The organism is Streptomyces albireticuli, assembly GCF_002192455.1.
Taxonomy (GTDB): Bacteria; Actinomycetota; Actinomycetes; order Streptomycetales; family Streptomycetaceae; genus Streptomyces; species Streptomyces albireticuli_B.
The window spans coordinates 7,712,113-7,724,296 of record NZ_CP021744.1; the positions used below are offsets into that span (position 1 = coordinate 7,712,113).

General features: G+C 72.1%; 14 protein-coding genes. 10 read left to right on the forward strand and 4 right to left on the reverse strand.

The window, feature by feature from the left end:
- Positions 1-13: 13 nt before the first annotated feature.
- Entirely contained in the window at positions 14-1,072 is a 1,059-nt protein-coding gene (locus SMD11_RS32825; RefSeq protein ID WP_087929896.1) for an asparaginase, read from the reverse strand.
- A 139-nt stretch (positions 1,073-1,211) separates the two neighbouring features.
- On the opposite strand from SMD11_RS32825, the gene SMD11_RS32830 reads away from it, so the two are divergent.
- The 4 genes from SMD11_RS32830 to SMD11_RS32845 all read left to right on the forward strand — a co-directional run bounded on the left by SMD11_RS32830 (position 1,212) and on the right by SMD11_RS32845 (position 5,393).
- Positions 1,212-1,667 carry an Lrp/AsnC family transcriptional regulator gene (locus SMD11_RS32830; protein WP_087929897.1) on the forward strand — a complete coding sequence of 152 codons (456 nt, stop codon included), beginning with the start codon at positions 1,212-1,214 and terminating at the stop codon, positions 1,665-1,667.
- Between the two features lie 270 nt (positions 1,668-1,937).
- A complete protein-coding gene (gene tdh, locus SMD11_RS32835; RefSeq protein WP_087929898.1) occupies positions 1,938-2,966 on the forward strand; it encodes an L-threonine 3-dehydrogenase in 1,029 nt (342 codons plus the stop codon).
- 136 nt (positions 2,967-3,102) lie between these two features.
- Entirely contained in the window at positions 3,103-4,296 is a 1,194-nt protein-coding gene (locus tag SMD11_RS32840) for a glycine C-acetyltransferase (RefSeq protein ID WP_087929899.1), read from the forward strand.
- 182 nt (positions 4,297-4,478) lie between these two features.
- Positions 4,479-5,393 carry a LysR family transcriptional regulator gene (locus SMD11_RS32845; protein WP_087929900.1) on the forward strand — a complete coding sequence of 305 codons (915 nt, stop codon included), beginning with the start codon at positions 4,479-4,481 and terminating at the stop codon, positions 5,391-5,393.
- Between the two features lie 63 nt (positions 5,394-5,456).
- Here the strand turns inward: SMD11_RS32845 and SMD11_RS35630 are convergent, their stop codons facing one another.
- Complete coding sequence (locus tag SMD11_RS35630) at positions 5,457-5,720, reverse strand: hypothetical protein (protein WP_159395433.1); 264 nt, start codon at positions 5,718-5,720, stop codon at positions 5,457-5,459.
- Positions 5,721-5,760: 40 nt separating this feature from the next.
- On the opposite strand from SMD11_RS35630, the gene SMD11_RS35635 reads away from it, so the two are divergent.
- Positions 5,761-6,054 (forward strand): hypothetical protein, encoded by a 294-nt coding sequence (locus tag SMD11_RS35635; RefSeq protein ID WP_087929901.1) that lies wholly within the window; start codon positions 5,761-5,763, stop codon positions 6,052-6,054.
- Positions 6,055-6,295: 241 nt separating this feature from the next.
- Here SMD11_RS35635 and SMD11_RS32855 read toward each other — a convergent pair whose 3' ends face one another.
- The gene (locus SMD11_RS32855) at positions 6,296-7,156 is read right to left on the reverse strand and encodes a maleylpyruvate isomerase N-terminal domain-containing protein (protein WP_087929902.1); all 861 of its coding nucleotides are present in this window, start codon (positions 7,154-7,156) and stop codon (positions 6,296-6,298) included.
- 253 nt (positions 7,157-7,409) lie between these two features.
- Here SMD11_RS32855 and SMD11_RS32860 point away from each other — a divergent pair, with 253 nt between their 5' ends.
- Entirely contained in the window at positions 7,410-7,940 is a 531-nt protein-coding gene (locus SMD11_RS32860) for a hypothetical protein (protein WP_087929903.1), read from the forward strand.
- 153 nt (positions 7,941-8,093) lie between these two features.
- On the opposite strand, the gene SMD11_RS32865 is transcribed toward SMD11_RS32860, so the two are convergent.
- Positions 8,094-9,326 carry a helix-turn-helix domain-containing protein gene (locus tag SMD11_RS32865; RefSeq protein WP_087929904.1) on the reverse strand — a complete coding sequence of 411 codons (1,233 nt, stop codon included), beginning with the start codon at positions 9,324-9,326 and terminating at the stop codon, positions 8,094-8,096.
- 358 nt (positions 9,327-9,684) lie between these two features.
- Between SMD11_RS32865 and SMD11_RS35640 the strand changes: the two genes are divergently transcribed.
- The 4 genes from SMD11_RS35640 to SMD11_RS32880 all read left to right on the forward strand — a co-directional run bounded on the left by SMD11_RS35640 (position 9,685) and on the right by SMD11_RS32880 (position 12,157).
- Positions 9,685-9,891 carry a hypothetical protein gene (locus SMD11_RS35640; protein WP_159395434.1) on the forward strand — a complete coding sequence of 69 codons (207 nt, stop codon included), beginning with the start codon at positions 9,685-9,687 and terminating at the stop codon, positions 9,889-9,891.
- A gap of 463 nt (positions 9,892-10,354) precedes the next feature.
- Complete coding sequence (locus tag SMD11_RS32870; RefSeq protein ID WP_087929905.1) at positions 10,355-11,026, forward strand: response regulator transcription factor; 672 nt, start codon at positions 10,355-10,357, stop codon at positions 11,024-11,026.
- A gap of 34 nt (positions 11,027-11,060) precedes the next feature.
- Entirely contained in the window at positions 11,061-11,831 is a 771-nt protein-coding gene (locus SMD11_RS32875; protein ID WP_087929906.1) for a hypothetical protein, read from the forward strand.
- A gap of 110 nt (positions 11,832-11,941) precedes the next feature.
- Complete coding sequence (locus SMD11_RS32880) at positions 11,942-12,157, forward strand: MbtH family protein (protein WP_087929907.1); 216 nt, start codon at positions 11,942-11,944, stop codon at positions 12,155-12,157.
- Positions 12,158-12,184 lie beyond the last annotated feature (27 nt).

Genomic DNA, 12,184 nt, shown 5'->3' on the forward strand with positions numbered 1-12,184 from the left:
CGGGGAGGAACGTTCAGGCGGCGGCGGGCGCGCTGACGGCGGGCGCGTCGGCGGCGGGGGCGCCGACGAGGCGGCGCAGCACGCGGGTCCGCGGGTCCGTGCCGGGCACGGAGTCCGCGGCGTCCGTACCGGGAGCGGCGAGGGCGGCCGCGAGGACGGCGATACGGGCCTGCCCGGCGCGGAGGGTGCCGGTCAGCACGGCTCCGGCGGCGGCGAGGTCCACGGCCCCGCCGTGGGTGTAGATCTCGGCGACCGGCCCGGCGGGGACGCGGGTGGTGAGCGCGACGAGCACGCCGCGCGAGACCGCGGCCTCGACGGCGGCGACGACCTCGGGGGTGGCGTTGCCCGCGCCCGTCGCGACCAGGACGACGCCCCGGGCGCCGGCCCCGACGGCGGCTTCGAACAGCAGCGGGTCCGCGTCGCAGTGGTGCATGACGACGTCGACCCGGGGGAGGGCGGCGGCCTCGGCCGGCGGCGGCAAGGGCAGCGGCGCCGGGCGCTCGGGCCGCCGGTGGACGAGGAGGCGGCCGTCCTCGACGTCGGCGACCGGGCTGCCGGACGGGTCCGCGAACGCGTCGGCCGCCAGGGTCCGCACCTTGATCGTGCCGCGGGCGGCGTGTATCCGCCCGTCGAAGGCGACCAGGACGCCGTGGCCGCGCAGCTCGGCGGAGGAGGCCGCGAGCAGGGCGTCGTGGAGGTTGCGCGGACCGTCGCCGTCCGCCGCTTCGAGCGGGAGCTGGGCGCCGGTGAAGACGACCGGGCGGGGGTCGTCGTGGTGGAGGTCGAGCAGGAAGGCCGACTCCTCCAGGGTGTCCGTGCCGTGCGTGACGACGATGCCGTCGACGCCGGGGTCGCTCAGCACCTCGTGCGCGGTGCGCAGCAGGGCGAGCTGGTCGCGGGTGGTGAGCCGGGCGCTGTTCACGCTCATCAGGTCGACCACCCGCACGCCGACGCCCTCGGGCACCGCGGCCGTGGCCAGTACGTCCCCGCCGCGCGCGTCGGCGGCGAACCCGGACCCCTGCCAGCGGCTGGCGATCGTTCCGCCCGTGCTGATGACGACGACCTGTCCCACGTCGGCCCGCCTTTCCCATGATCGTTACGGCCGTCCACGGGGGAGTGGCGACCAGGCAGGGGAAGAATAGGACGAATCGCGCGCAATTGGATCGCTGAACAGAGCGCGCTACCGCCGATATGTGGTGGATAATTGCGCGGTGGACAGCATCGACAGAAATATCTTGCGTGAGCTCCAGAACGACGGCCGCCTGACCATCCAGGAACTCGCCCACCGCGTCGGTCTGACCCCCTCGCCCTGCATGCGCCGCGTCCGCCAGCTCGAACAGGACGGCGTGATCCAGGGCTACCGGGCGGTCATCGATCCCGAGGCCGTCGGCCGGAGCTTCGAGGTCCTCGTCTCCATCGAGGTCAAGCGCGACCGCGAGGCGGTGGAGGCCTTCGAGGCGGCCCTCCAGGACATCCCCGACGTCATCGAGGCCTACCGTCTCTTCGGCAGCCCCGGCTGCATGCTCCGCATCGCGGTCGCCGACCTCGCGGCCTACGAGCGGCTGTGGATCGAGCGGCTCACCGCGCTGTCCGGGATCACCGAGGTGAACTCGCAGATCGTCATGAAGCGTGTCAAGGAGCCGAAGGGCCTCCCGGTCGGGCCGTGAGCCGAGCGCCCGTCGCCGTGCCCGCCGATGCCCCTTCCGGGTGCGCTTCCGCCTGCACCGGCCGCGCTCGCCGGAGGACGAACGGCCTGCTCAGCCGCCCTTCGTGAAGCTCCGCTGTTGCCGCGCTTAAGAAAACCTCGATGGACTTGAGGGCCGGGAATCGGCACATTGGTGCGCGCAAAGGATCACCCCGGCGGCCGTCCGCCCTGGCGGCACCCATCGGCCCGTCAGCGCTCGGTCAGCGCCCCACCACGCCTGGAGCGGCATTCAATGAAGGCACTCGTCAAGCACAAGGCCGAGCCCGGGCTGTGGCTCATGGACGTTCCCGAGCCCGAGACCGGCCCCGACGACGTCCTGATCAAGGTGCTGCGCACCGGCATCTGCGGCACCGACCTGCACATCCGCTCCTGGGACGGCTGGGCACAGGGCGCGGTCAGCACCCCGCGCATCCTCGGCCACGAGTTCGTCGGCGAGGTCGCGGCCGTCGGCGCGGACGTCCGTGACATCGCCGTCGGCGACCTGGTCAGCGGCGAGGGCCACCTGGTGTGCGGGAAGTGCCGCAACTGTCTGGCCGGCCGCCGTCACCTGTGCCGCAGCACGGTCGGCCTCGGCGTGGGCCGCGACGGCGCGTTCGCCGAGTACGTCGCCCTGCCCGCCTCCAACGTCTGGGTGCACCGCACGCACGTCGACCTCGACGTCGCCGCGATCTTCGACCCGTTCGGCAACGCCGTCCACACGGCCCTGTCCTTCCCCCTGGTGGGCGAGGACGTCCTGATCACGGGCGCGGGCCCGATCGGCATCATGGCGGTGGCCGTGGCCCGCCACGCCGGCGCCCGCAACGTCGTCATCACCGACGTCAGCGAGCCCCGCCTGGAGCTGGCCCGCAAGGCCGGCGCGACCATCGCCCTCAACGTCGCCGAGGCCAGGATCGCCGACGCCCAGCGCGAACTTGGCCTGCGCGAGGGCTTCGACATCGGCCTGGAGATGTCCGGCCGCCCCGAGGCCATGCGCGACATGATCGACAACATGACGCACGGCGGCCGGATCGCCATGCTGGGCCTGCCCGCCCAGGAGTTCCCCGTCGACTGGGCCAAGATCGTCACCTCGATGATCACGGTCAAGGGCATCTACGGCCGCGAGATGTACGAGACCTGGTACGCCATGACCGTCCTTCTCGAGAGCGGCCTCGACCTCAGCCCCGTGATCACCGGCAGGTACTCCTACAAGGACTTCGACAAGGCCTTCGACGAGGCCGCCACCGCCCGCAGCGGCAAGATCATCCTCGACTGGACCGCCTGACCGGCGGCACCGGCGGGCCCGAGGGCCATGCCCCGGGACCCCGCACGGTTCACCCTTCCGCCGGCCGGCAGCCCGTCATCCGGCCGGCGGCGGCACCGCCGCCCCACTCCTTCCTCCCTCTTCAAGGAGCCCCCGTATGTACAAGTCCGTCCGTGACGACCTCCGCGCCACCCTCGACGAGATCCGCGAGGCCGGCCTCTTCAAGCCCGAGCGCGTCATCGGCACCCCGCAGAGCGCCTCCGTCGACGTCACGGCCGGCGGCACCCCCGGCGAGGTCCTGAACTTCTGCGCCAACAACTACCTCGGGCTCGCCGACAACCCCGAGATCATCGGCGCCGCCAAGGAAGGCCTCGACCGCTGGGGCTACGGCCTGGCCTCCGTCCGCTTCATCTGCGGCACCCAGGACGTCCACAAGGAGCTCGAGGGGCGCCTGTCGGCCTTCCTCGGCCAGGAGGACACGATCCTCTACTCCTCCTGCTTCGACGCCAACGGCGGTGTCTTCGAGACCATCCTCGGCCCCGAGGACGCCGTCATCTCCGACGCCCTCAACCACGCCAGCATCATCGACGGCATCCGCCTCTGCAAGGCCCGCCGCCACCGCTACGCCAACCGCGACCTCGCCGACCTGGAGCAGCAGCTCAAGGACACCCAGGACGCCCGCCGCCGCCTCATCGTCACCGACGGCGTCTTCTCCATGGACGGCTACGTCGCCCCGCTGCGCGAGATCTGCGACCTCGCCGACCGCTACGACGCCATGGTGATGGTCGACGACTCCCACGCCGTCGGCTTCGTCGGCCCCAACGGCCGCGGCACCCCCGAGCTGCACGGCGTCATGGATCGCGTCGACATCATCACCGGCACCCTCGGCAAGGCCCTCGGCGGCGCCTCCGGCGGCTATGTCGCCGCCCGCGCCGAGATCGTCGCCCTGCTGCGCCAGCGCTCGCGCCCGTACCTCTTCTCGAACTCCCTCGCCCCCGTCATCGCGGCCGCCTCCCTGAAGGTCCTCGACCTCCTGGAGTCCGCCGGGGACCTGCGCGAGCGCCTGAACGCCAACACCGCGCTCTTCCGCACCAAGATGGCCGAGGCCGGCTTCGAGATCCTGCCGGGCGACCACGCCATCACCCCCGTCATGATCCACGATGCCGCCGAGGCCGCCCGCATGGCCGAACTCCTCCTGGAGCGCGGGGTGTACGTCATCGCCTTCTCCTACCCCGTCGTCCCCATGGGCGCCGCCCGCATCCGCGTCCAGCTCTCCGCGGGCCACTCCACGGCCGACGTCGAGCGGGCCGTGGCCGCGTTCGTCGACGCCCGCGAAGCCCTGAAGGGCTGACGCCGGCGGTCCCGGGCGCGCCCCCACGCGGGGGCCGCGCCCGGGGCGTCCTCTACGCACACCCGCCGACTTCGCGCGCGATCCGGCTCCGGGTACGGGCCCGGCCGCGCCGGCGGCACGCTCGTTCCGGCGCGGCCGCCGCCCTGGACCGGCACCCACGTGATCCCTGGCAAAATGGCCTGGTGATCGACCCCCGGCGGCTGCGCATCCTGCGCGCCGTGGCGGACCACCGCACGGTGACCGCCGCGGCCGCGGCCCTGTACCTGACCCCCTCGGCCGTCTCCCAGCAGCTCGCGGCGCTGGAACAGGAGACCGGCCACGCCCTGCTCACCCGCAGCGGCCGCGGCGTACGCCTGACGGCACCCGGCGAGATCCTCCTCACCCATGCCCACGAGGTCCTCGCCCAGCTGGAGCGCGCCGAGGCGGAACTGGCCGCGTACGCGGGCGGCACCGCCGGCGAGCTCACCGTCGCCGCCTTCGCCACCGGCATCGCCGAGGTCCTCGCCCCGGTCGTCACCCTGCTCGCCGAGCGCCATCCCGGCATCCGCCTGCGCGTGCGCGACGCCGAAGGCGACGAGAGCCTGCTCCTGGTCCTCGACGGCGGGGCCGACGTCGCCCTCGCCGTCGAATACCGCGGGGCGCCCCGCGAGGACGACCAGCGCCTGGCCCGGGTCCCTCTCTACGCCGAACCCTTCGATGCCGTCCTGCGTTCCTCCCATCCGCTCGCGCAGGAACCGCACATCCGGCTCGAAGCCCTCGCCGACAGCGACTGGGTCGGGCCTTACCCCGGCAACCCCTGCCATGACGTGATGGTCCTGGCCTGCGAACTCGCCGGGTTCCAGCCCCGCTTGGTGCACTCCTCCGACGACTTCCGCGCGGTGATCGCCCTGGCCGGCGCGGGTGCCGGAGTGGCTCTCGTGCCCCGCTCGGCCCTGCGCGGCATCGAACTCAAGGACACGGTGGTCCGCCCGGTCGAAGGCCGGACCGCCACGCGCCGCGTCTTCGCCGCGGTCCGCCGGGGCGCCGAGGACCACCCGCTCATCCGGCCGGTCCTCGACGCCCTCAAGGAAGCGGCCGACCGCCTTCCCACGGACTGAGGCCCGCTGTGCGCGGCCTCATCGATCACGGTTTCACTGTTCACGGCCTCACCGTTCACGGTTTCATCGTTCACAGCTTCCGCGGACGTAGCTGAATTCATTGATGAAGAGGACGGCCATCTCGCCGGAGCCTTCCACGCGCCATTTCGACATCACGGTGCCGCTCTGTCCGTCGAATTTCACCGCCATGGCATTGCCTGAGGTGCCGAAGAAGCCGGAGCGGACCCCCACCACCGGATTCCGGGCAATGAATTTCCCCGACCTGGAGAAAATGTAGGTCCAGTGGCCTTCGGGGGCGCGATTGCTGCCGCCGCACCACTCGCCCACGAGGACCTCCGGAACCGGCGACCGCGCTCCGCTGCCGCCCGTGCTGCTGGAGCCGCTCGCGCCGTCCGTGCTGCGGCTGCCGCTGGTGCTGCCTGTGCTGCTGGAGTTGCCCGCGGTGGTGGTGCCGCCGGAGGCACCCGTGCTGCTGGAGCTGCTCGCGCTGCCGCCATTGCCCGCACCGCCCGCGCTGGTGGAGCCCCCCGTACTGTCGTCCCCCGTCCCGGAACCGCCGGAACTCCCGGAGCCGCAGGCGCCGAGTCCCAGCAGCAGGGCCAGGGTTATCGCCGGAATTCGGGCCGAACGCCCGAATCGATGCATGCTTGATTTCACGTGACACCCCCGAGTGTCAGCATTGACTGCTGATCTGTCGCGCGAATGTTCGATGACGTCGGCCCCGGTCATCGAGTGACCGGCCGCCCGTCCATTTCATCGGTGATCAATGCTGTCGCGCCGTGACCAGAACAATAACATTGACTTTTCTTGATTGCATTGATCCGACTCGATGAAATAAGCGGAAACGTTCCTCTGGATATCGGTGTTTCGTACGGGGGAAATGATTCACGTGCCCCGGGTGGTCAGGGGCCGGTGATGAGCCGGCCGAGCCGCGGGGCGAGCCACGGTTTACGGCCGCCCGCCCGGATCCGGCCGCGCGCGACCGCTTTCCAGAGCGGGGTGCGCCGGAAGGCGACGAGGAGGAACGCGGCCGGCGCCGCCGAGATCCGGCAGTCGTAGGCCCTGGGCGGCGCGTCCCGGGTCACCGTGGCGGTGCCGTCGCCGATGACGACCGCCAGCCGGGGGCCACCGCGCACGGCGAGGTCGAAGGCGATGCCGATGCCCCGGGCCCGCGCCGTGTCCAGGGCGAGCGGCATCATCGTCGGCATCGCCTGGCCGATCACCAGTCGCGCCTCCTCGGGGCCGATCGTCCACGGCAGCCCGGCGCCGCGCGCGATGTCGAGGCCGTGGAGGAGGCTCTCGCTGAGCACCAGCCCGGTGGCCGCCGCCAGTGTCAGCACCATCCCCTCCCCGTACCAGGGGGTGACGACGGGGGTGTCCGGAGCGAGTCCTTCGGTGGCCCGCAGGAACGTCTCGCCCCGTTCCGCCACGAAGTCGCCGAGACGCCCGCGCCCGTCCGCGTCGAAGAGGCCGATCGACCTGGCGTTCACGCTCGTGATCCGTTCGACGAACGGGACGTCGCCGGGCGGCAGGACGCTGTCCCAGTCGTCGAACTCATGGGTGAAGGCGGAACAGTACGCGAGGTACACGGCGCCCACGTGCGCGCCGACGTCGCCCACCGTCCACACCGGTACCCCGGAGGGCGCCCCGAGGTCGGGTACGTCACGCAGCAGACGCGCCAGGCGCGGGGCGGTGGCCCGCAGCGCGGCGCGGGTCTTCCCGTGTTCATCGACGGGATCCGGGCCACTGCGGGCAACGCTCACGTCGCACCCTCCTCGCTGCGGGCGGGCGCACAGATTACCGCTGGGTACCGAAGAGTGATACGGCTCGGGCGGACAAGCGAACCTTCACCCTTTGTCGTGAATCGGAGGGTCACGAGGATTGCCGTGAGCGGGTCGGGCAGGCGGATGGTACGGCCGTCCGCCACTCAGGCTCACGGCCATGACCTGGGAGGTCATAGGTGCGCACCACGCGCCACGGGCGACGTGGTCCGGAATCACGAGGAGATGAAGGGGTATGGCGACGGACCCCTCGACAGGCCTGCAAGGAATCGATCCGGGAGTCTGGGAGCAGCTGGCCCGGGTCGTCAACGAGCGGGAGCAGGGCGGTGATCCCGCCACGACCGCCGAGCAGCTGAAGCAGCACTACATCGCGGAGGCCAGGAAATTCGAGGACCAGGGGGTGGAACCCCCCAAGGTCACCCGGACCCTCTCCGGGGAGGCCGACAAGTGGGATCCCTGGGAGATCGCCGTCATCGGCCCCGTCAGCGTCTACGGCGGCATCGAGTTCTCCGGCGGCGAGGAATGGGTCGCCCGCGCCGAGGCCGGTATCAAGCTCTCCGGAAAGGTCATCTGGTCGGAGGGCTTCAACCTCAACTCCAAGATGAACAGCATCAGCTGGGAGAAGCGCCTCGGAGTCGTCTGGGGCAAGCTCACCGTGGGCATCCGCGGTGACAAGCACTGCCTGACCGTCAGTGGCGAAGGCTGCTACTGGTGGGGGAAGTGGCACTGCGCGGGATTCGACGAGACGCTCGGCTGCTTCGGCTGACATCGCCCGCGCCGACTGCTCACCGGCCCGTACCGGCCCACCGGGCCGGTACGGGCCGGCCTCTGCGCGGCTGGCGGCGGCCGGGGACGCCGCCGCGTCCGGTGTTCCTCCCGGACACGGCCTCGGCCCCGTCCGCCCGTCGGTCCCGTGCCCTCAGGTCGCGCTCTTCGGCGACGGCAGCCGGTCGGCGGAGAGGATCTCCGCCAGGACGCGCCAGATCTCCGCCGCCAGGTCGATGTTGGACCCCTGGTGGGTCCGGTCGCCCAGCGCGCGGAGGTTCTCCGCGGCCTCGTCGACGCGGCCTTCGTGGGCGAGGAGCCGGTTGTCCAGGACGGCCAGCTTGATCCGGTCGCGGAACGTCAGGCGCAGCTTCGTGCCCTGGAGGGCGTCGTGGAGGGCGCGCGCCTCCTCGAACCGCCCTTCCTGGAAGGCGAGGTGCGCCTGGAGCGTGGTCAGTTCCTGGCAGTGCAGGGCGGTGCCGATCAGGCCGAGCACGGGCTCGACCTCCTCCAGGCGGCCGCGCGCGGCCTCGGTGGCGGGCGGGGTGAGCTGGAGGTAGAGGGAGGCCGCGACCAGCCGCAGGCGCATCCACAGCAGGAGGCCGTCGTGGCCGCTCATGCGCTCCAGGGCCAGTTCGAGCAGCTCGCGGGCGGCCGTGTGGTCGCCCTGCCGGAAGCGCACGGTCGAGGCCGTCCACATGGCCTCGATGGGCAGTGCGCCGCTCAACTCGCGCGTGAGATCGCACAGTTCGTCCGCGTGGGCCCGCGCGTCCGACAGGCGCCCGGCCTCGGCCTCCACGGACACCAGCGCCAGCAGGGCACCCGCGGTGTCGCGTACGGACGTGGCGTTGTCGCGTGCGATGCGGTACGCGGCCGCCGCGGCCTCGCCGGCGCGGGTGATGTCGCCCATGGACCGCAGGCACTGGGCGAGCTTGGTGCAGGCGCGGGTGCGCAGTTCGGGGAGGCCGAGCTCGTCGCCGAGTTCGACGAGCTCCTCCAGGTGGGCGAGCTCCTCCGCCCGTTCGCCCTGCTTGTGCTTGGTCCTGGCCAGCAGCCACAGGGCCTGCCAGCGCAGGGCCCGGTCCCCTTCGATGCCCCGGCCCAGGGTGCCGGCGAGCTCCAGGATGGCGTCGTCCGTCTCGGCGGACGTCGCGACGGTGAGCGCCTGGGCCAGGGAGTCGGCCTTGGGCTCCACGAAGTCGGCGAGCCGCACGCCGAGCCGTTCGGCCAGGAAGGTGACGGCTCGTTCGGTCGGCTGCCGGGCGCCGGACTCCAGCCGGGACAGATAGCCGGTGGACATTCCGTCACCGACGAGCGCGGCCTGGGACAGGCCGCGCTCGGTCCTCAGTTGCCTGAGCCGTCGTCCGAAGGACGGCTGTTCGAGCATGTGATCAATCCCCAGCGGTGGTCCGGACCGTCCGCGGCCCCGGCACGCGGCGATCGTTGAGATCGCAGGCTAGCCGACGGCCGAGGGTTGACAAAATGTTGCCTGGTGTCAGGTAGGTGCCGTCCGCCCGGCCGGTGCCGGTCCGGGCGCCGACGGACCTGAGTGTTCGGGGGGTTGAGGAATGCTCCCGCAGGACCTCCGTGATCGACGGAGGGAATACATTCAACTGTGTTTGCCAAAGACTTGGCAAGATCTTGCCTACCGTTCGAGGAATCCACTAGTTTGCTGGGCGGTTGGAGGCGACAGCCTGGCAATCCCGGTGGCGTCTCGCGATGCTCCACAATCTCAGGGGGAAGCAGTGCAGAAGATCCTGCGGTATGCCCGCGTATCAGTCGCCATGTGTATGGCCGTCGGCGCGGCCGCCCTCGCCGCCGCTCTGACCGGACCCGCCGGGTCCGGCATCGACTGGCCCGGCCCCGGCCGGTCCACCGTGGCCATCGACTGGCCGGTGGCCGGATCCGGACAGCCCGGACAGGCCGTCACCCACCCGTCGGCCGCCGCCTGAGCGGCGGGCCGGACGTTCCGAGCCCCTCCCACTCCCCTCTCCTGACGACTCGGCCGGGGGCGGGGCGGGGCTCCGGTGGCAGGACGGCTCCGTGGGCCCCGCCGCACGCGGCCCCGCCCGCTCCCCGTCCCCGCCCGTGACGTTCCCGGAGCAGCCGCGACGGGCCCGCGCGCGGTGACAGGCGAGCCACCTCGACAGAGCCGGGTCCTGTGACGCGTACGGACACCACTGCACCCCGGAACACCCCACCGCACCGAAGCCGCCCGCCGGCGGCCCACGCGGCGCCCGGACAGGCCGCGCGGACCCGGTACGGACACGCACACGGGACGCCCTGACGGGCATCCCGTCCCCTTCGCCGATGAAGGCGCCGGCAGCGACCGCGTCGCGCCCCTCTCTTCCGACTTTGACTGACCTTCTTCGCCGGTCCGCGCCGGTCCGGCAATCGCGAGGAGCATCGAACCCCGTGCCCATCAAAGTCCTGATCTGTGACCAGCTCCCCCTCATGCGCGACGGCTTGCGCACCCTGCTCGGCTCCCTGCCCGACATCGACGTGGTCGCGACGACCGACAGCGCCATGGAGACCGTGGTCCTCACCCGTACCCAGCGCCCGGACGTCGTACTGATCGGCTTCGCCGAGCTCGAACCCGCCCTGGACCTGATCCGCCGGCTCGGCGTCGAGGACCACCCCCGCGACAACCCCCCGCACGCGGTCGTCTTCCACTCCGATTACACCGACGCCATGGTCGCCGACCTGCTGTGCGCCGGCGCCAAGGGGCTCGTCAACCGGGACGCCACCAGCGACGAAGTGATCGCCGCGACCCGGACGGCCGCCCGCGGCCGCACCGTGCTCGGCCCCGAGCTCGTCGACCGCCTCGTCGACTGGTTCCGCGAGCGCGGCGCCGCGCCGCGCGCCGACGAGCGGCCCGAGGTCGGCGGACTGACCCGGCGCGAGCGCGAGGTGCTCCAGCTCATAGGTCGCGGCATGTCCATCGACGACGTGGCGGGGGAGCTGTACATCGGCATCAGCACCGTACGCACCCACCTGCACCGCATCCGCCACAAGCTCGACCTGAAGGACCGTGCCCAGCTCGTCGCCTTCGCCTACCAGACGGGCCTCATGCGTGAAGCGGCCTGAGCCCCGCCCCGCACCCGTCCAGGAGACCCCGACCGTGCCCGTGGAACCCCCCGTCGACACCACCGTCACCTTCACCGTCCCGTCCCGCTTCAACGGACCGGCCGACTCCGCGAACGGCGGCTACGCCTGCGGGCTCTTCGCCGGCCTCGGCGCCGCCCACCACGGCCGGGACGTCGCCGTCACCCTGCTCGCCCCGCCACCGCTGGACACGGACCTGGAGTTCCACCTCGGTGGGCGCCGCTCCCGGATCCAGCACGGCGACCGGCTGATCGCCACCGTCACCGCCGACACCGGCGAGCCGCCCGTCATCGAGCCGGTGTCCGGCGCGGTGGCGGCCGAGGCGGAGCTGCGGTTCGCAGGGGAGCCGGGTCACCCCTTCCGCACCTGCTTCGTGTGCGGCGTCGACCGGGAGGAGGGGGACGGGCTGCTGCTCACCCCCGGCCCGGTGCCGGGCCTGCCCGGCACCGTGGCCTGCCGGTGGACGCCCGGCCGGTCCGTCACCGACGGTGACGGATACGCCGAACTCCCCGTCGTCTGGGGCGCCTTGGACTGCCCGGGCGGCTGGACGGGCGATCCGGCCAGGGAACCCATGGTGCTCAGCCGGATGACCGCGCGGATCACCGAGCGGCCGCGGCCGGGCCACCCGTACGTCGTCGTGGGCCGGCGGGTGCGGCGCGCCGGCCGCACCGCCGTCAACGCCACCGCCCTGTACACCGAGGACGGGCGGCTGCTCGCCCACGCCTCGGCCGTGTGGGCCGCCGTCAACGACACGACTACCTCCGGTGCGTTGCGCGTCCACAGCTGAGCCCTCCCGGAATCCATCACCGCGTGGACGCGGTACCGCCGCCCCGGCGCATAGCTTTCCTGCGAAACGTGCCGTGGAAGGCGGATACCCGCAGCAGAGAGGGAATCGCGATGACAACAGCCGAGGAAGCTGATTCCACCATCTGCTCCGTCGTCGTCAACGACGAGGAGCAGTACTCCATTTGGCCCGCCGGGAATCCCGTTCCCGCCGGCTGGCGCCCCACCGGATTCCAGGGCGGGAAAGCCGAATGCCTCGCCCACGTGGCGGAGATCTGGCTGGACATGCGTCCGCTGAGCCTGCGCCGGGCGTCCGCCGACGCCGCCTGACCGGGCACTCGGCCCCCGGTATCCGAA

Excerpts from the sequence above, each read along its gene's own strand:
- tdh (WP_087929898.1), top strand. The coding sequence starts at position 1,938 with ATGAAGGCACTCGTCAAGCACAAGGCCGAGCCCGGGCTGTGGCTCATG.
- SMD11_RS32840 (WP_087929899.1), top strand. The coding sequence starts at position 3,103 with ATGTACAAGTCCGTCCGTGACGACCTCCGCGCCACCCTCGACGAGATC.
- SMD11_RS32860 (WP_087929903.1), top strand. The coding sequence starts at position 7,410 with ATGGCGACGGACCCCTCGACAGGCCTGCAAGGAATCGATCCGGGAGTC.
- SMD11_RS32865 (WP_087929904.1), bottom strand. The coding sequence starts at position 9,326 with ATGCTCGAACAGCCGTCCTTCGGACGACGGCTCAGGCAACTGAGGACC.
- SMD11_RS32880 (WP_087929907.1), top strand. The coding sequence starts at position 11,942 with ATGACAACAGCCGAGGAAGCTGATTCCACCATCTGCTCCGTCGTCGTC.